Source organism: Streptomyces sp. NPDC088350, from assembly GCF_044753545.1.
Classification (GTDB): Bacteria; Actinomycetota; Actinomycetes; order Streptomycetales; family Streptomycetaceae; genus Streptomyces.
On record NZ_JBIVNL010000018.1, the window covers coordinates 73,671 to 91,801 of the forward strand.

Annotated in this window: 15 protein-coding genes and 1 pseudogene; 12 read left to right on the plus strand and 4 right to left on the minus strand. The window is 69.3% G+C overall.

The annotated features are described in order from the left end of the window. The first annotated feature begins 64 nt into the window (after window positions 1-64). On the plus strand, window positions 65-1,645 hold the full coding sequence (locus ACIQBL_RS43690) for an ABC transporter substrate-binding protein (protein ID WP_401953385.1): 1,581 nt from the start codon (window positions 65-67) through the stop codon (window positions 1,643-1,645). 81 nt (window positions 1,646-1,726) lie between these two features. Here ACIQBL_RS43690 and ACIQBL_RS43695 read toward each other — a convergent pair whose 3' ends face one another. Both ACIQBL_RS43695 and ACIQBL_RS43700 read right to left on the minus strand, forming a co-directional pair. After that, window positions 1,727-2,398 (minus strand): response regulator transcription factor, encoded by a 672-nt coding sequence (locus ACIQBL_RS43695; protein ID WP_019066105.1) that lies wholly within the window; start codon window positions 2,396-2,398, stop codon window positions 1,727-1,729. 420 nt (window positions 2,399-2,818) lie between these two features. Beyond that, window positions 2,819-3,865 (minus strand): RecB family exonuclease, encoded by a 1,047-nt coding sequence (locus tag ACIQBL_RS43700; protein ID WP_401953388.1) that lies wholly within the window; start codon window positions 3,863-3,865, stop codon window positions 2,819-2,821. A 174-nt stretch (window positions 3,866-4,039) separates the two neighbouring features. Between ACIQBL_RS43700 and ACIQBL_RS43705 the strand changes: the two genes are divergently transcribed. The 3 genes from ACIQBL_RS43705 to ACIQBL_RS43715 all read left to right on the plus strand — a co-directional run bounded on the left by ACIQBL_RS43705 (window position 4,040) and on the right by ACIQBL_RS43715 (window position 7,661). Beyond that, complete coding sequence (locus ACIQBL_RS43705) at window positions 4,040-5,878, plus strand: site-2 protease family protein (RefSeq protein WP_401953390.1); 1,839 nt, start codon at window positions 4,040-4,042, stop codon at window positions 5,876-5,878. Window positions 5,879-5,928: 50 nt separating this feature from the next. Beyond that, window positions 5,929-6,834 carry a tRNA (adenine-N1)-methyltransferase gene (locus ACIQBL_RS43710; protein ID WP_401953392.1) on the plus strand — a complete coding sequence of 302 codons (906 nt, stop codon included), beginning with the start codon at window positions 5,929-5,931 and terminating at the stop codon, window positions 6,832-6,834. Between the two features lie 245 nt (window positions 6,835-7,079). Further along, the gene (locus ACIQBL_RS43715) at window positions 7,080-7,661 is read left to right on the plus strand and encodes a hypothetical protein (protein WP_401953394.1); all 582 of its coding nucleotides are present in this window, start codon (window positions 7,080-7,082) and stop codon (window positions 7,659-7,661) included. A 13-nt stretch (window positions 7,662-7,674) separates the two neighbouring features. Here the strand turns inward: ACIQBL_RS43715 and ACIQBL_RS43720 are convergent, their stop codons facing one another. Next, on the minus strand, window positions 7,675-7,980 hold the full coding sequence (locus tag ACIQBL_RS43720) for a ferredoxin (RefSeq protein ID WP_328686559.1): 306 nt from the start codon (window positions 7,978-7,980) through the stop codon (window positions 7,675-7,677). Window positions 7,981-8,365: 385 nt separating this feature from the next. Between ACIQBL_RS43720 and arc the strand changes: the two genes are divergently transcribed. The 6 genes and pseudogenes from arc (at window position 8,366) to prcA (ending at window position 14,242) form a co-directional block, all read left to right on the plus strand. Then, window positions 8,366-10,132, plus strand: a complete 1,767-nt coding sequence (arc, locus tag ACIQBL_RS43725; protein WP_401953397.1) for a proteasome ATPase — start codon at window positions 8,366-8,368, stop codon at window positions 10,130-10,132. Window positions 10,133-10,377: 245 nt separating this feature from the next. Next, entirely contained in the window at window positions 10,378-11,889 is a 1,512-nt protein-coding gene (gene dop, locus ACIQBL_RS43730; RefSeq protein WP_401953399.1) for a depupylase/deamidase Dop, read from the plus strand. Window positions 11,890-12,044: 155 nt separating this feature from the next. Next, window positions 12,045-12,263 carry a ubiquitin-like protein Pup gene (locus ACIQBL_RS43735; protein ID WP_019066113.1) on the plus strand — a complete coding sequence of 73 codons (219 nt, stop codon included), beginning with the start codon at window positions 12,045-12,047 and terminating at the stop codon, window positions 12,261-12,263. Window positions 12,264-12,442: 179 nt separating this feature from the next. Continuing rightward, window positions 12,443-12,628, plus strand: a pseudogene (locus ACIQBL_RS43740) (endonuclease domain-containing protein); the annotation flags it as partial. Then, window positions 12,580-13,425 carry a proteasome subunit beta gene (gene prcB / locus ACIQBL_RS43745; RefSeq protein ID WP_401953402.1) on the plus strand — a complete coding sequence of 282 codons (846 nt, stop codon included), beginning with the start codon at window positions 12,580-12,582 and terminating at the stop codon, window positions 13,423-13,425. The pseudogene ACIQBL_RS43740 and the gene prcB, both read left to right, overlap by 49 nt. 70 nt (window positions 13,426-13,495) lie before the next feature. Beyond that, entirely contained in the window at window positions 13,496-14,242 is a 747-nt protein-coding gene (prcA, locus tag ACIQBL_RS43750; protein WP_401953405.1) for a proteasome subunit alpha, read from the plus strand. Window positions 14,243-14,312: 70 nt separating this feature from the next. On the opposite strand, the gene ACIQBL_RS43755 is transcribed toward prcA, so the two are convergent. Next, window positions 14,313-15,329: a LacI family DNA-binding transcriptional regulator gene (locus ACIQBL_RS43755; RefSeq protein WP_401953408.1), complete on the minus strand. Its 1,017-nt coding sequence runs from the start codon at window positions 15,327-15,329 to the stop codon at window positions 14,313-14,315. A 146-nt stretch (window positions 15,330-15,475) separates the two neighbouring features. On the opposite strand from ACIQBL_RS43755, the gene ACIQBL_RS43760 reads away from it, so the two are divergent. Together ACIQBL_RS43760 and pafA are read left to right on the plus strand one after the other, a co-directional pair. After that, window positions 15,476-16,729 carry an MFS transporter gene (locus ACIQBL_RS43760; RefSeq protein ID WP_401953410.1) on the plus strand — a complete coding sequence of 418 codons (1,254 nt, stop codon included), beginning with the start codon at window positions 15,476-15,478 and terminating at the stop codon, window positions 16,727-16,729. A 9-nt stretch (window positions 16,730-16,738) separates the two neighbouring features. After that, window positions 16,739-18,100, plus strand: coding sequence for a Pup--protein ligase (gene pafA / locus ACIQBL_RS43765; RefSeq protein ID WP_043681683.1), 1,362 nt, complete (start codon window positions 16,739-16,741; stop codon window positions 18,098-18,100). Window positions 18,101-18,131 lie beyond the last annotated feature (31 nt).

Below are 18,131 nucleotides of genomic sequence, written 5' to 3' on the forward strand. Positions count from 1 at the left end.
CCGTGTGCCCGGGGCCGGGACGCACAGCCCCGGGCTTCGAAGCGACAACGACAAGGCACACGCAGTGAACAAGCTTTACCAGTGGCCAGTCCTGCCGATCGCGGCGGGGCTGGCCTCCGGCCTGTTGACCGGTTGCGGCACCCAGACGGGCGGCTCCTCGGGCACCGGCTCCTCCGTGGTCATGGGAATGTCCGACGACGTCCTGGCCACCGACCCCGCCTCCGGCTACGACCCCGGCTCCTGGCTGTTGTTCAACAACGTCTTCCAGTCGCTGCTCAGCTTCCCCAAGGGCGGCACCGAACCGCAGCCGGAGGCCGCCAAGGAGTGCTCCTTCACGGACACCCGGGCCAAGGTCTACCGCTGCACCCTCAAGGACGGCCTGAAGTTCAGCAACGGTGACGCGCTCACCTCGAAGGACGTCAAGTTCTCCTTCGACCGCATGCTGAAGATCAACGACCCCGCCGGTCCCGCGATCATGTTCCCCATGCTCGACAAGGTCGAGACCCCGGACGCGAAGACCGTCGTCTTCCGGCTCAACACGTCCGACGCCACCTTCCCGAGCAAGCTCGCCTCCGGCGCCGGCTCGATCGTCGACCACACGCAGTACGACGCCGACGGGCTGCGCGAGGACGGCCGGGCGGTCGGCTCGGGGCCGTACACCCTCGACTCGTACGGCGAGGACGAGGCCGTCTTCTCGGTCAACGACGCCTACAAGGGCACCGCCGAGGTCAAGAACTCCGGCGTCACCCTCAAGTTCTTCCACGGCGACCAGACCGCCCTGAAGACGGCCCTCCTCGACGACAGGATCGACATCGCCTACCGGGGCCTGACCGCCACCGACATCGCGGACATCGAGAACTCCGACGACAGCGACGGCGTCGAGATCGTCGAGGGCACCGGCGCCGAGGTCCAGCACCTCGTCTTCAACATGGACGACCCGGTCGCCGGACAACGCGGCGTCCGCAAGGCCATCGCCCACCTCCTCGACCGCGAAGCCCTCATCCGGGACGTCTACAAGGACACGGCGACCGCCCTGTACTCGATCATCCCGGCCGGCATCGCCGGACACACCACGTCCTTCTTCGACACCTACGGCGACCGCCCCTCCAAGGCCAAGGCACAGGCAGCACTGGAGGCCGACGGCATCACCGACAAGGTGAGACTGACCCTCTGGTCCACCCCGTCCCGCTACGGCCCGGCCACCGACCGGGAGTTGAAGGCCATCGCGGGCCAGCTCAACGCCAGCGGCCTGTTCGACGCCGACGTGAAGTCCGTGGCCTACAGCCAGTACGAGAAGGACATCGCCAAGGGCAAGTACGGCGTCTATGTGAAGGGCTGGGTGCCCGACTACCCGGACGCCGACAACTTCACCGCCCCCTTCTTCGGCAAGGGCAACGTGCTGAGCAACAACTACACCAACAACACGATCACCGACACGCTCATCCCCAGGACCGCCGCCCAGAGCGACCGCGGCGTCACCGACACCGACTACGGCAAGCTCCAGGACATCGTCGCCGACGAACTGCCCGTCCTCCCGGTCTGGCAGGCCAAGCAGTACGCCGTCACCCGAGACAACGTCTACGGCCTCGAGTACTGCCTGGACGCCTCGACGGTCTTCCGCTTCTGGGAACTCAGCAAGGGCTGACCCGAGCCGCACACACGAAGAGGGCGCCCCTGTCAGGAAGGGGCGCCCTCTTCTGCATATTTCACATGTCCTGGGGTCTGCCTACTGCGCGCCGGGGCGCACCAGCCCGCTCTCGTACGCGTACACCGCGGCCTGCACCCGGTCGCGCAGGCCCAGCTTGGTCAGTACATGCCCCACATGCGTCTTGACGGTGGTCTCGCTGACGAAGAGATCGGCGGCGATCTCGGCGTTCGACAACCCGCGCGCCACCAGCTTCAGTACCTCGACCTCGCGCTCGGTCAGCGTGTGCAGGGCGTCCGGGACCGGCTCGTCACCGGACGGCAGATGACCGGCGTACTTGTCGAGCAGCCGCCGCGTGATGCTCGGCGCGAGCATGGCCTCACCGGCGGCCACGACCCGGATCGCCTGCACCAGTTCGTTCGCCGGCGCGTCCTTCAGCAGGAACCCACTGGCACCGGCCCGCAACGCCTCCACCACGTACTCGTCGAGGTCGAAGGTGGTCAGCACCAGCACCTTCGCCGGCCCGTCCCGCCCGGGACCGGTGATCTGCCGGGTCGCCTCCACCCCGTCCATCCGCGGCATACGGATGTCCATCAGCACCACATCGGGCTGCAGAGCCCGCACCTGGTCGAGCGCCTGCAGCCCGTCACCGGCCTCACCGACGACGGCCAGATCCTGCTCCGCCTCCAGAATCATCCGGAACCCGGTGCGCAGCAGCGGCTGGTCATCGACAAGTAGGACGCGGATGGCCACGTGAGTCTCCTTCGCTAGCCCGGCCCCATTCTGCCCTGCCGCACCCTCACCGACTCGACCGGCCTGACGGGGGAGGTGGGGCGGCTCGGATTGGTGGCGGGCGTAGGGCGTCCGGCGGGAGCACCGGGTGCCTGTGTCTGTGTCTGCGGCCGGGGCGACGACAGGAGGGGCGTCAGGTGCGGTCGGTCGTTCTCTGGACAGGAACTTGTCGGATGTCCTGAGGGAGGGTGCGGGAGACGCAGCATCGGCTGCCCCGGGTAGGCGGCGAAACCGCAACCGTCGGCTGCCGCCCCGCCGCCCCGCCGCCCCGCCGCCCCGCCGCCCTGCCGCCCTGCCGCCCTGCCCACCGGAAACTCCGCCTGCTGCCACCGCCCGCTGCGGAAGCATCGCCTGATGCCCCTCCGGACCCCGCGCGGCAATTCAGTCCGTCACCCCTGCCCCCTTGGCCGAGACGTCGTGCGGTGCCACTGACCCCCTGGCAGCAATACCGCCCCCCACATCCGCACCCTCCGCTGAGACCCCGCCCCCCGCAAAAACGCCGTCGGCACCCCGCACCGGCAGCGGATACGGCGGGGGAGTGCCCCCGAACTCCGGGCACACCGCCTGGTGGTCGCACCAGCCGCACAGCTTCGTCGGACGCGGACGCCACTCGCCCGTCTCCGTGGCCAGCCGGATCGCCTCCCAGAGCGCCAGCAGCTTGCGTTCGACCCGCTCCAGGTCCGCGAGGACGGGGTCGTACGTCACCACGTCCCCACTGCCGAGATACACCAACTGGAGCCGCCGCGGGACGACTTGCTTCAGCCGCCAGACCACCAGCGCGTAGAACTTCATCTGGAACAGCGCGCCCTCCGCGTACTCCGGCCGCGGCGCCTTGCCCGTCTTGTAGTCGACGATCCGCACATCGCCCGTGGGAGCCACATCGACCCGGTCGATGATCCCGCGCAGCTTCAGTCCCGAATCCAGCTCGGCCTCGACGAACATCTCGCGCTCGGCGGGCTCCAGCCGCGTCGGATCCTCCAGGGAGAACCAGCGCTCGACCAGTCTCTCCGCCTCCCCGAGCCAGCGCGTCAGCCGCTCGCCCTCCGGATCGTCGGCGAACAGCTCCACGACCTCCGGCCTCGACTCCCGCAACCGGTCCCACTGCCCGGGAATCAGCGACTTGGCGCGCGGCGCCGTACGCTCCGCCGCCGGCGCGTCGAAGAGCCGCTCGAGCACCGAGTGCACCAGGGTCCCCCTGGTCGCGGCCTCGCTGGGCTTCTCCGGCAGCCGGTCGATCACCCGGAACCGGTACAGCAACGGGCACTGCATGAAGTCGCTCGCACGCGAGGGCGACAGCGAGGCAGGCGCTATGGCGACGCGCTCGACCACGCCCGCCGTCCCCGTCTCCACCGTCACGTCCGCGGCCGGCCCCGCCGCCGCGCCCTCGTCGCCGGACACCCCTGCGACACCCTCGGTACTGGTCTCCATGCCCACAGACCTTACGGCCCGCCACTGACAGTGACCCGATCCCGGCGGACGCGGTCGCGACAGCTGGGGAAACGCGGGGGGTGCCGGGGCGGAACGCGTCGCGACCGCCGCATACCATCGACCCGAGACCCTCCGCCCGGCTGGCGCGGAGGACGCTTCGAACGAGGGGACACCGTGGACGAGAGCGGCGGGAGCGGTCAGCCGCGGTCCGGCACCAACGAGCCGACCGAGCACGCCACGGGCGCCACGACCCCGGCCGCCGACCCCGGCACCCCCGAACCGAAACACGCCGACTCCGACCGGCCGGGGCCCGGGACATCCGCCCAGGCACCCGAGGACCGGAAGGACACGAGCACGTCGCCCGAGGAGCGCGAGGGTGCCGGCGTCGTACCCGAGTCCCACGAGGAGGCGAGCACGTCGCTCGAACACCCCACGCGCGACGGCGACGCGGAGCCGGGCACGAGGTCGGTGCCGGCCGCGGACGACCGTACGGAGTCGGGATCGCCCGCTGAGCCCGCCGAGCCCGCCGAGTCGGTCAAGTCCGCCGAGGACGGCGACGCGGAGCCGGAGACGCCGTCGAGGCCCTCCGCGCCCACCCCGCACGACCGCACGGACACCGGCACCGCGCACGACCCCACTCCGACGCCCTCGGCACCCGCCCCCCCGGCGCTCACCCGCCTGAACGGTGAGCCGAAATCCGGCGGTGCGCCCACGGGCGGCGACCACGACGCCGACCGCGCCCCCAGTCACCCCCACCACCCCTACGCGCACACCGACCCCGGCGCCCGGACCGGAACCGACGCCACCACCCCCCGCACCGACCCCGCCATCGCCAAGGGCCGCCCCCCGCACCGCCCCAAAGAACCCGGCGGCGGCCTCCTCATGGGCCGCCCCTTCGGCGTGCCCGTCTACGTGGCCCCCAGCTGGTTCCTCGTCGCCGCGCTCATCACCTGGGTGTTCGGCGGCCAGCTCGACCGCGTCCTGCCCGAACTCGGCGCCGCCCGCTACCTCGTGTCCCTGTTCTTCGCGGTCGCCTTCTACGCCTCCGTGCTGGTGCACGAACTCGCGCACACCGTCGCCGCACTCCGCTTCAAACTCCCGGTCCGCCGTATCCAGTTGCAGTTCTTCGGCGGGGTCTCCGAGATCGAGAAGGAGGCCGAGACCCCCGGCAGGGAGTTCGTGCTGGCCTTCGTCGGCCCGCTGCTCTCGCTGATCCTCTCCGGGATCTTCTACCTGGCCATGCTGCCGGTCGAACCCGGTACCGTGCCCGGTGTGCTGCTGGCCGGCCTGATGGTCTCCAACCTCATCGTGGCCGCCTTCAACCTCCTGCCCGGCCTGCCCCTCGACGGCGGCCGGATGCTCCGCGCCGTCGTCTGGAAGATCACCGGCAGGCCCATGAGCGGCACCATCGCCGCCGCCTGGGTCGGCCGCGCCCTCGCCGTCTCCGTCCTGATCGGCCTCCCGCTGCTCACCCAGACCGGCGCCCTCGGTACCAACACCGAGGACATCAACGGCATGGACACGGTCACGGACGCCCTCCTGGCCGCGATCCTCGCCGCGATCATCTGGACCGGCGCCGGCAACAGCCTCCGCATGGCCCGGCTGCGCGAACACCTCCCGGAACTCCGCGCCCGCAACCTCACCCGCCGCGCGGTACCCGTCGAGACCAGCACCCCCCTCTCCGAGGCCCTGCGCCGGGCCAACGCCGCCGGCGCCCGCGCCCTGGTCGTCGTCGACGCCGACGGCCAGCCCCTCTCCCTCGTCCGCGAGGCCGCCATCGTCAACGTCCCCGAACACCGCCGCCCCTGGGTCTCCGTCAGCGGCCTCGCCCAGGACCTCACCGACGGCATGCGCGTCTCCGCGGAGCTGGCCGGCGAGGACCTCCTCGACGCCCTCCGGGCCACCCCCGCCACCGAGTACCTCGTCGTCGAGGAGACCGGCGAGATCTACGGCGTCCTGTCCGCCGCGGACGTGGAGCGGGCGTTCGTGAAGGCCATGGCACGCCCCAACTGAGGCACGCGCGCGTGGTCGGCGGACCCCGCAAACGCCGGTAGGCTGGTCACATGTCCGAACCGACCGGTGCCGCCCGCAGGCGCGGGCCCTTCAAGGTCGGGGACCAGGTTCAGCTGACCGACCCCAAGGGCCGCCACTACACGTTCACGCTCGAAGCGGGGAAGAACTTCCACACCCACAAGGGTTCCTTCCCGCACGACGAGCTGATCGGCGCACCCGAGGGCAGCGTTGTCCGCACCACCGGAAACGTCGCCTACCTCGCGCTGCGCCCCCTGCTCCCCGACTACGTCCTGTCCATGCCCCGCGGCGCCGCCGTGGTCTACCCCAAGGACGCGGGGCAGATCCTGTCCTTCGCGGACATCTTCCCCGGCGCCCGCGTCGTGGAAGCGGGCGTCGGCTCCGGCTCGCTCAGCAGCTTCCTGCTCCGCGCCATCGGCGACCAGGGCATGCTGCACTCCTACGAGCGCCGCGAGGACTTCGCCGAGATCGCCCGGCAGAACGTGGAGCGCTACTTCGGCGAACCGCACCCCGCCTGGCAGCTCACCGTCGGCGACCTCCAGGACAACCTGTCCGACACCGACGTTGACCGCGTCATCCTCGACATGCTCGCCCCCTGGGAGTGCCTGGAGGCCGTCTCCAAGGCGCTCGTCCCCGGCGGCATCCTGTGCTGCTACGTCGCGACCACCACCCAGCTCGCGCGGACCGTCGAGTCCATCCGCGAGATCGGTTCCTTCAATGAGCCGACCGCCTGGGAGACGATGCTCCGCAACTGGCACGTCGAGGGCCTGGCCGTCCGCCCCGACCACCGGATGATCGGCCACACCGGCTTCCTCCTCACCGCCCGCCGTCTCGCAGACGGCGTCGAGCCCCCCACGCGCCGCCGCCGCCCCGCCAAGGGCGCCTACGGCGACGACTACACCGGCCCGAACGCCGAAGGCGGCGCCGCCGGCCGCTGATCCCGCTCCATGGCGGCCCTGTGCCGCACTCAACGCACGAACGCCGTGGCCGAGTTCCCGGAAGACCTCCGGAACCCGGCCACGGCGTCTTTCTTCTGACATACCGCCACCGTCGGATTCCCGCGCGGCCAAGCGACTGTGCGACCCTGCGAACGAACTGCCGACCCCGCCGTTCCCCCGCACTGTGCCGTGTGGCACCATGCAGGCCACCCCCACCGGCACAGCCCTCACAGGAGACACTCCTAGTGCAGCACTCCGCCGTCCCGGAACTGGAACTGGCACACATGAACACCCGGCCCATCCACTGGGTCGCCACCGCCACGGCACTCGCCGGCGTCGTGGCACTCTCCTCGGTCCTGCAGCCCGACTCCGCGCGCGCCGCCCAGGCCTCCGGCCCCCAGGCGAAGTCCGCGCCCGCCGCCTCCGCACCCGCGACCACGGGCGTCGACTTCCCCATCCAGTGCGGCACCCTGAAGGCCATCGTGCAGAAGAAGGCCACCGGGGACCTCGACGGCGACGGCAGGCCCGAGACGGTCGCCGTGGTCCACTGCGACGCCGGCATGGGCACCCCGCCCGACGGCGTCTACGTCCTCACCCAGGCGGCCAATGCCGACAAGCCGCGCGTGGTCGCCACCCTGGTCGCCCCGAAGACCCGGGAGACGGTCACCGACTTCGCCGTACGCGACGGAGCCGTACTCGCCACGCTCCTCGGCTACTCCACCGAGGACGTGCCCAGTTGCTGCCCCGACGTCAAGGAGACCGCCAAGTGGCAGTGGAAGGACGGCGAGTTCGTCCGCTCCACGCCGGGCAACACCCAGAGCATCTGACGAACAGCCAGCCTCAGGCCGCGTCCGGTCCGTACACCTCGACCCGGTCTGCGACCCGGCGCACATGAATGCAGTCGCCCGGACACTCCTTCGCGGAGTCCACGACATCGACCAGCAACGGCAGCGGTACGAGCGTGGTGGCGCCCTTGTCCTGGAGCAGCTCGTCGTCCGGGCTCTTCACATAGGCCAGACCGTCGATGTCCAGCTCGAAGACCTCGGGGGCGTACTGGGCGCAGATGCCGTCGCCGGTACAGAGATCCTGGTCGATCCAGACCTCCAGCGCCTCGCCGTCGGCCGCGGCCTCGTCCTGCACGGTGATGTCTCCTGATTCCGCCGGGTGTTGAACACCTCGACCCTACCTCCGGCCGCCCGGACGACCTTTCTCCGCGATCTCAGGTTTCCCGGCGCCCGATGACGGACACTGTCCGCATGGACACTCTCAGTCAGGGGCACATTGGCCGGTTTCCGCCGGGCGTCGAACCCGCCCGCACGGCAACTCACGTCCGTCGTGAAGGGTTTTGACCAACCCGGCCTTGGAACAGTCCGCTTCTGAATCACGTTGAGTGGGTATCCACACGGCGTGAGGGAGAGCGCAGGGTGACCGACGACACACCTTGACAGTCTTTGTGATCTAGGGGTTTCAATCGACACCCACCCAGGTAGGGTCTGGAAGCGTCCAGCTCCCCTTGGAGGAGGTGAGGACCGTGGCAGCCCACGACGACGACATGAACCGCGGCATCCGCCCGGGACGAGGGTCCGACGACCCGTCCGGGCAGATTGCCTACCTTGAGCAGGAGATCGCCGTCCTGCGACGTAAGCTCGCCGACTCTCCGCGACACACGAGGATTCTCGAAGAGCGGATCGTCGAGCTGCAGACCAATCTGGCCGGGGTTTCCGCCCAGAACGAGCGACTCGCCAACACGCTCCGTGAGGCCCGCGACCAGATCGTGGCCCTCAAGGAAGAAGTCGACCGGCTCGCACAGCCGCCGGCCGGCTTCGGTGTCTTCCTCGTGGCCAACGAGGACGGCACCGCGGACATCTTCACCGGCGGTCGCAAACTGCGGGTGAACGTCAGCCCAAGCGTGGATCTCGAAGAGCTCCGCCGCGGCCAGGAAGTAATGCTCAACGAAGCGCTCAACGTGGTCGAGGCCATGGAGTACGAGCGCGTCGGCGACATCGTCACCCTCAAGGAGATCCTGGAGGACGGCGAACGCGCCCTCGTGGTGGGGCACACCGACGAGGAGCGGGTGGTGCGGCTCGCCGAGCCGCTGCTGGACATCACCATCCGCCCCGGCGACGCCCTGCTGCTCGAACCCCGATCCGGCTACGTCTACGAGATCGTCCCGAAGAGCGAGGTCGAGGAACTCGTCCTCGAAGAGGTACCCGACATCGGCTACGAGCAGATCGGCGGTCTGGGCGGCCAGATCGAGATGATCCGCGACGCGGTCGAACTGCCGTACCTCTACCCCGACCTCTTCAAGGAGCACGAACTGCGGCCGCCCAAGGGCGTCCTGCTGTACGGGCCTCCCGGATGCGGTAAGACGCTCATCGCCAAGGCCGTCGCCAACTCGCTGGCCAAAAAGGTCGCCGAGGTCACCGGACAGGCCACCGGCAAGAGCTTCTTCCTCAACATCAAGGGCCCCGAGCTCCTGAACAAGTACGTCGGCGAGACCGAGCGGCAGATCCGCCTCGTCTTCCAGCGTGCCCGTGAGAAGGCCAGCGAGGGCACACCCGTCATCGTCTTCTTCGACGAGATGGAATCCCTCTTCCGCACCCGCGGATCCGGTGTCAGCTCGGACGTGGAGAACACCATCGTCCCCCAGCTGCTCGCCGAGATCGACGGCGTGGAAGGCCTGCAGAACGTGGTCGTCATCGGCGCCTCGAACCGCGAGGACATGATCGACCCCGCCATCCTGCGCCCCGGCCGCCTGGACGTGAAGATCAAGATCGAGCGTCCCGACGCCGAGGCCGCCAAGGACATCTTCGGCAAGTACCTCACCGAGCGCCTCCCGCTCCACCCCGACGACGTCGGCGAGCACGGCGGCGACAAGACCACCACCGTCCAGAGCATGATCCAGACGGCCGTGGAACACATGTACACGGAATCCGAGGAGAACCGCTTCCTGGAGGTCACCTACGCCAACGGTGACAAGGAAGTCCTCTACTTCAAGGACTTCAACTCCGGCGCCATGATCGAGAACATCGTGGGCCGGGCCAAGAAGATGGCCATCAAGGACTTCCTCGACCACAAGCAGAAGGGCATCCGCGTCTCGCACCTCCTCCAGGCGTGCGTGGACGAGTTCAAGGAGAACGAGGACCTGCCCAACACCACCAACCCCGACGACTGGGCCCGGATCTCCGGAAAGAAGGGCGAACGGATCGTCTACATCCGTACGCTCATCACCGGAAAGCAGGGTGCCGACACCGGACGCTCCATCGACACGGTGGCGAACACCGGTCAGTACCTGTAAAAAACAGGGCGGCTGCGGGTGCCCACGGCGGGTACCCGCAGCCGACTGCTTTTCAGGCCATGACCGCTACTAGGGGCGCGCGAGGCAATGACGCAAATGATCTCCCCACCAGCGCAAAGCCGTTCTAGGCTCTTCGGTACCGCCGAGTCGCGCAGTGCGGGGACGGGCACCGCACACGCACCGGAGCGCCAGCGGTACTTGAGCGGTGCCCCCGACCGAGGGCGCCGCCGGGCAAGGAGGGCCGCATGACCGTACGGCGAGTAATGGGCATCGAGACGGAGTACGGGATCTCCGTCCCCGGCCACCCCAACGCCAATGCCATGCTCACCTCGTCCCAGATCGTCAACGCCTACGCGGCGGCGATGCACCGGGCCCGGCGGGCCCGCTGGGACTTCGAGGAGGAGAATCCGCTGCGGGACGCGCGAGGCTTCGACCTCGCCCGGGAGGCCGCCGACTCCAGCCAGCTCACCGACGAGGACATCGGCCTCGCCAATGTCATCCTCACCAACGGCGCACGGCTCTACGTCGACCACGCGCACCCGGAGTACAGCTCCCCCGAGGTCACCAACCCCATGGACGCCGTCCTGTGGGACAAGGCCGGCGAGCGCATCATGGCGGAGGCCGCGGAGCGTGCGGCCCAACTCCCGGGCGCCCAGCCGATCCACCTCTACAAGAACAACACCGACAACAAGGGCGCCTCCTACGGCACGCACGAGAACTACCTGATGAAGCGGGAGACCCCCTTCTCGGACATCGTGCGCCATCTGACGCCGTTCTTCGTCTCCCGTCAGGTCGTCACCGGAGCGGGCCGCGTCGGCATCGGCCAGGACGGGCACGAGCACGGCTTCCAGCTCAGCCAGCGCGCCGACTACTTCGAGGTCGAGGTCGGCCTGGAGACCACCCTCAAGCGCCCGATCATCAACACCCGCGACGAACCGCACGCGGACGCCGAGAAGTACCGCCGCCTGCACGTGATCATCGGCGACGCGAACCTCTCCGAGATCTCGACCTACCTCAAACTGGGCACGACAGCCCTGGTCCTCTCCATGATCGAGGACGGCTTCATCGCGGTGGACCTGGCCGTGGACCAACCCGTCCGCACCCTCCACCAGGTCTCCCACGACCCGACCCTCAAGCGCCTGGTCACTCTCCGCAGCGGCCGGACCCTCACCGCGGTCCAGCTGCAGATGGAGTACTACGAGCTGTCCCGCAAGTACGTCGAGGAGCGCTACGGCTCCGACGCGGACGATCAGACCAAGGACGTCCTGGCCCGCTGGGAGGACACGCTCAACCGGCTGGAGAACGACCCGATGAGCCTGGCCGGCGAACTGGACTGGGTCGCCAAACGGGAGCTCATGGAGGGCTACCGGCGCCGCGACGGCCTCGACTGGGACGCGGCCCGGCTGCACCTGGTCGACCTCCAGTACGCGGACGTGCGGGCCGAGAAGGGCCTCTACAACCGCCTGGTGGCCCGCGGCCGCATCAAGCGGCTGCTGGACGAGGACACGGTCGAGCGGGCGCGTACGACGCCGCCGGAGGACACGCGCGCGTACTTCCGCGGACGCTGCCTGGAGCAGTACGCCGACGACGTCGCGGCGGCCTCCTGGGACTCCGTGATCTTCGACCTCCCGGGCCGGGACTCGCTCCAGCGGGTCCCAACCCTGGAACCGCTTCGCGGAACGCGTAATCACGTCAAGGAGCTCCTTGACCGCTGCCGTACGGCGGAAGACCTGGTCAGGGTCCTGTCGGGCGGCTGACAGGACCCTCGGATACCCGGTGCCGGACAGGGTGGAATGTCCGGTGGCCGGGAATCATCGAGGTGGCCGCCGTACGTTGTAGGAACTGCGGGGCCGATGTCGGACCCTGCTTGTAGGGTCTGATCAAGAACGTCGAACCGAGCGGGGTGAGGGTTATGGCGACCAAGGACACCGGCGGCGGACAGCAGAAGGCGACGCGCTCCACGGAGGAGGTCGAGGAACAGGCCGAGGAAGCGCAGGCGACCGACGACCTCAAGGAGCGCCACGAGAAGCTGAGCGACGATGTCGACTCGGTTCTGGACGAGATCGACGACGTCCTCGAAGAGAACGCCGAGGACTTCGTGCGCTCCTTCGTTCAGAAGGGCGGCCAGTAGGCTGCTCTGTCCTTCGATTCGAAGGTGAACGGGGTGGCGTGGTGGCAGGCGAGTCGAAGATGAAGTGCTGCGTGCGGTGCGGCGAGACCACGCCGCACGCAGTCTTCGCATCCGGGCGCACGAATCGCGTGCGATTCGGGGAGAGCCGGCCGCGCTCGGAGCAGGGTGGGAATCCCTCCGCCGTTCATGTGGATCACTGCCACGAGACGGGTAGGGTCCGTTGCGTACTGTGCTTCAACTGCAATTCGGCCATCGGCAAGTTGGGAGATGATCCCGACGCTGTTCGTCGGGCTGCCGCCTACTTGGAAGGATCCTCGTGGAAGCCAACACTCGTAGCACCGGGCGTCTACCAGCTGCCTTCCTGACGCCTGGGTCGTCGTCCTTCATGGACTTCCTCGCCGACCACCAGCCGGGGATGCTCCCGGGCAACCGGCAACTGCCGCCCACCCAGGGCGTCATCGAGGCCCCGCACGGCACGACGATCGTCGCTGTCACGTTCCCCGGTGGCGTGGTGCTCGCCGGTGACCGGCGGGCCACCATGGGCAATGTCATCGCGCAGCGGGACATCGAGAAGGTGTTCCCCGCCGACGAGTACTCGGCCGTCGGCATCGCCGGCACCGCCGGACTCGCCGTGGAGATGGTCAAGCTCTTCCAGCTGGAGCTGGAGCACTTCGAGAAGGTCGAAGGCGCCCAACTCTCCCTGGAGGGCAAGGCGAACCGACTGTCCACGATGATCCGTTCCAACCTCGGCATGGCCATGCAGGGCCTCGCCGTGGTCCCCCTCTTCGCCGGTTTCGACGTGGACCGCGGCATCGGCCGCATCTTCTCCTACGACGTGACGGGCGGCCGTTCCCAGGAGCTCGGCTACGCGGCCACCGGATCCGGTTCGGTGTTCGCGCGGGGCGCCATGAAGAAGCTCTTCCACGACCAGCTGACCGAGAGCGAGGCCACGACCCTCGTGGTCCAGGCCCTCTACGACGCGGCTGACGACGACTCGGCGACCGGTGGTCCCGACGTCGCCCGCCGGATCTACCCGATCGTCACCGTGATCACCGAGGACGGCTTCCGCCGGCTCACCGACGACGAGTCCTCCGAGATCGCCCGCTCGATCCTGGAGCGGCGACTGCAGCAGCCCGACGGCCCGCGCGCCGCGCTGCTCTGACCCGGGACCCGTTCTCATTCAAGGTGATCCACTGACTTCGACGGAACTTTAAAGAGAGGGACGGATACCGGTGTCGACGCCGTTCTATGTCTCACCCCAGCAGGCGATGGCCGACCGGGCGGAGTACGCCCGCAAGGGCATCGCCCGTGGCCGCAGCCTGGTCGTACTGCAGTTCGCCGACGGCATCGTCTTCGTCGGCGAGAACCCGTCCCGTGCGCTGCACAAGTTCAGCGAGATCTACGACCGGATCGGGTTCGCGGCCGCCGGAAAGTACAACGAGTACGAGAACCTGCGGATCGGCGGCGTCAGGTACGCCGACATGCGCGGTTACACCTACGACCGTGCGGACGTGACCGCCCGCGGTCTCGCCAACGTCTACGCCCAGACGCTCGGCACGATCTTCTCCAGCGCGGCCGAGAAGCCGTACGAAGTGGAGCTGGTCGTCGCGGAGGTCGGGGACACGCCGGACGGCGATCAGATCTACCGGCTGCCGCACGACGGTTCGATCGTGGACGAGCACGGCTCGGTCGCGGTCGGTGGCAACGCCGAGACGATCAGCACCTATCTGGACCAGCGGCACCGCGACGGGATGACCCTGGCGGAGGCGCTCAAGCTGGCGGTGCAGTCCCTGTCCCGTGACACGAACGGCACGGAGCGGGAGATCCCCGCCGAGCGCCTGGAGGTCGCGGTCCTGGACCGTACGCGCCCGCAGGCCCGCAAGTTCAAGCGCATCGTCGGCCGTCAGCTCTCCCGCCTGCTGGAGGGCGAGGCCGCGGACACCTCGTCCGACGGTGACGACCCCGACGACGAGAAGTGAGTCGGCCTCGATCAGGTCTGTTGTGTGCCCCGGCCGGTAACCGGCCGGGGCACACGTCGTAGCAGGCGCTTCAGGAGGCGCTCGGTGGCGCTGTGGACCCTCGTACGACCAGTTCGACGGGGATGTCCCCCTCCTCCGGTACGCGGCCGTCCAGGACGGCCAGGAGGGCGCGCATGCCGTGCTCCCCGAAGAGCTCGGCGTTCAGGCGGACCGTGGTCAGTTCCGGGTCGATGGCGGTGGCCAGGGCGAGGTCGTCCAGGCCGGTGATCGACACGTCCTCGGGGATGCGCAGGCCCAGACGGCGGGCGGCCTTGTAGGCGCCGGCGGCGAGTTTGTCGTCGTCGCAGACCAGGGCGGTGGGCCGGGGGCCGGGGACGGAGAGCGCGGCCTCGGCGGCGGCCAGGGCGCCCTCGATCGAGATGGGGGCCCGGGTCGTACGGACCGTCGTGCCGTCGACCGCGCCCACCCGTGCGGCGAGTTCACGCGCGCGTACCTCGAAGGTCCAGGAGGGTACGTCGGCGGCGAGGTGCAGGAAGCGGCGGTGGCCCAGGGCCAGCAGGTGGTCGGCGACCTGGCGGACGCCGTCGGCGATGTCCAGGTTGACGGTGGCCGCGCCGAGGCTGCCCTTGGGGTCGCTGTCGAGCATGACCAGGGGGAGTTGGTCGCCGCGGATCGCGGTGAGGGCGTCGGCGGCCATGGAGGAGGCGATCACGCCGTCCAGGGCGGCCTGTGCGGAGGCGAAGGGGTCCCGGGCGGGGCCGATGCCCTCGGGCGAGGGGTAGAGGACCACGCCGAAGCCGTGTTCGGCGGCGACCCGGGCGGCCCCGGTGTAGACGCCGGCGAAGAACTCCGTCGTCAGGGCGGGCACCACGAGCAGGACGGTACGGGTGCGGCCCAGGCGGAGGTTGCGGGCGGCGAGGTTGGGGCGGTAGCCCAGGTCGCGTGCGGCCTCACGGACGCGTTCGGCGGTCGTCTCCGAGACCCGGCCGCGCCACTTGTCGCCCAGCACCAGCGAGACCGCGGCCTGGGAGACCCCGGCCGCCTGCGCGACGTCGCGGCTCGTGGGGCGGGTGCTGCCTGCTGCCACCGTCGACCTGCTCCTTCGTAGGGACTTCGTGGAGGACCGCGGGGGACTCCGTATGGACGCGCGAACAGCGCACATGGTACGTATGACAGGAGACGTTATACGTAAAACCTCATGCGTGACGGTGAGGGGGAGGGCGGGAGACGGCCGTGGGATATCTGGAGATCCTCAGGGCGAGGCACGCCACCCGGCTGCTGGTGGGCACGCTGGTCGGCCGGCTGCCGAACGCCACCGCCGCGATCGCGATCGTGCTGTTCATCCGCGCCGAGGGCGGCACCTACAGCCTCGCCGGGGCGCTGGCGGCCGTCTACGGCGTCTCCAACGCCGTCGGACAGCCCCTCCTCGGGCGGCTGGTGGACGTCCACGGACAGCCGCGTGTGCAGCTGCCCGCCGCGGTCCTGTCGGCGCTCGCGATGGCCGTCTTCGCCCTCGGCGGCACCGATCCGCTGCCCCTCGCCTACGTCGCCGTGGCCGCCGCCGGTCTCTTCGCGCCACCCCTGGAGGGCGGTCTGCGGGCGCTGTGGCCGGCCGTGCTGCGCCGGGAGGACCAGGTGCACACCGCGTACGCCATGGACGCGGTGGCCCAGGAAGTCATGTTCACCGTGGGGCCGTTGCTCGTGACGGTGTTCGTGTCGCTGTGGTCCGCCCCGGTGGCGCTGCTCGTGCTCAACGTCATAGGAGTGCTGGGCGCCCTCTCCGTAGTCGTGTCGCCCCCCTCGCGCGCGTGGCGGTCGGCTCCGCGCGAGGCGCACTGGCTGGGCGCCCTGCGCTCGCCCGGACTGCTCGCGTTGCTGGGCGCGTTCCTGTTCGTCGGGATCGCGATGGGGTCCATCACGGTCGCGTCCGTGCCGTACGCGGACGACCACGGCGGTGACGTGGTGTACGGCTGGATGATGGCCGCGATCGGGCTGGGTGCGCTGCTCGGCGGCGCCGTCTACGGGGCGCGGCAGTGGAGCGGCGTGCCCGAGCGCCGACTGCGGGTCCTGGTGGGGCTGCTGGCGGTGTGTTACGTGCCGCTGACGCTCATGCCGGGCGCGGTCGCCATGGTGCTGCTCACCGTGCTCGCCGGGGTGTTCCTCGCGCCCGCCCTCGCCTGCGCCTTCATCATCGTCGACCGGCACGCGCCCAAGGGCACGGTCACCGAGGCCTTCTCGTGGCTCGTGACGACGTTCACCGTGGGCGCGTCGGTCGGAACGGGCGTCGCGGGCCCGGTCGTACAGGCCGGTGGGGCCCTGTGGGGGTTCGCCGTGCCGGGCGTCGCGGGGGGTGTGTCGCTGCTGGTCCTGCTGGCCACCGGGCGGGTCCTCGCAGCTCCCGCCGGGGGTGCGGTCGTTGCGGCTTCATCGGAAAATGATCCAAACCGTGCCGTCGAACCCCGTTTCAGCACAGGGGATCGGGCGTAATGTTCAGTCATGGACCGCCGCATTTTCGGGCTGGAGAACGAGTACGGCGTCACGTGTACGTTCAGGGGACAGCGGCGTCTGTCTCCCGACGAAGTGGCTCGGTACCTCTTCCGCCGTGTCGTGTCATGGGGCCGCAGCAGCAATGTCTTTCTGCGAAACGGCGCCCGGCTCTATCTCGACGTGGGCTCACATCCGGAATACGCGACCCCCGAATGTGACAACGTGACCGAACTGGTCACCCACGACAAAGCCGGCGAGCGCATTCTCGAAGGACTCCTGGTGGACGCCGAACGACGCCTGCACGAGGAGGGAATCGCGGGCGACGTCTACCTCTTCAAGAACAACACCGACTCGGCGGGCAACTCGTACGGCTGCCACGAGAACTACCTGGTGGCACGGCACGGCGAGTTCTCCCGGCTCGCGGACATCCTCATCCCCTTCCTGGTCACGCGTCAGCTTCTGTGCGGCGCGGGCAAGGTTCTGCAGACCCCGCGCGGCGCCGTGTACTGCGTCAGCCAGCGCGCCGAACACATCTGGGAGGGCGTCTCCTCGGCGACGACGCGTTCCCGGCCCATCATCAACACCCGTGACGAACCGCACGCGGACGCCGAGCGCTACCGCCGGCTCCACGTCATCGTGGGCGACTCGAACATGTCCGAGACGACCATGCTGCTCAAGGTCGGTGCCACCGACCTGGTGCTGCGCATGATCGAGGCGGGCACGGTGATGCGCGACCTGACCCTGGAGAACCCGATCCGGGCGATCCGCGAGGTCAGCCACGACATCACGGGCCGGCGCAAGGTGCGTCTGGCCAGTGGACGCGAGGCCTCCGCGATCGAGGTGCAGCGCGAGTACTACGAGAAGGCCGTGGACTTCGTCGACCGCCGCGGCATCCGCACCGGCACCGTCGAGCAGGTCCTCGAACTGTGGGGCCGCACCCTCGACGCGATCGAGGCCGAGGACCTCGACCGGATCGGCACCGAGATCGACTGGGTCATGAAGTACCAGCTGATCGAGCGGTACCGGGCCAAGCACAACATGACGATGTCCCACCCGCGGGTCGCGCAGATCGACCTCGCCTACCACGACATCCACCGTCGCCGAGGGCTCTACTACCTCCTGGAGAGGAAGGGCCAAGCCGCCCGGATCTGCAACGACTTGAAGATCTTCGAGGGCAAGTCCGTTCCGCCGCAGACCACTCGGGCCCGGCTGCGCGGCGACTTCATCCGCAGGGCTCAGGAACAGCGGCGGGACTTCACCGTCGACTGGGTCCATCTCAAGCTCAACGACCAGGCGCAGCGCACCGTGTTGTGCAAGGACCCGTTCCGTTCCGTGGACGACCGGGTGGAGAAACTGATCGCCGGAATGTAGGCGAAAGCGTCCGGATACCGACGTCCGGATA

Bases quoted from the DNA above. Each gene is read 5' to 3' on its own strand.
- pafA (WP_043681683.1), top strand. From the start codon at position 16,739: ATGGACCGCCGCATTTTCGGGCTGGAGAACGAGTACGGCGTCACGTGT.
- ACIQBL_RS43700 (WP_401953388.1), bottom strand. From the start codon at position 3,865: ATGGAGACCAGTACCGAGGGTGTCGCAGGGGTGTCCGGCGACGAGGGC.
- ACIQBL_RS43735 (WP_019066113.1), top strand. From the start codon at position 12,045: ATGGCGACCAAGGACACCGGCGGCGGACAGCAGAAGGCGACGCGCTCC.
- ACIQBL_RS43710 (WP_401953392.1), top strand. From the start codon at position 5,929: ATGTCCGAACCGACCGGTGCCGCCCGCAGGCGCGGGCCCTTCAAGGTC.
- dop (WP_401953399.1), top strand. From the start codon at position 10,378: ATGACCGTACGGCGAGTAATGGGCATCGAGACGGAGTACGGGATCTCC.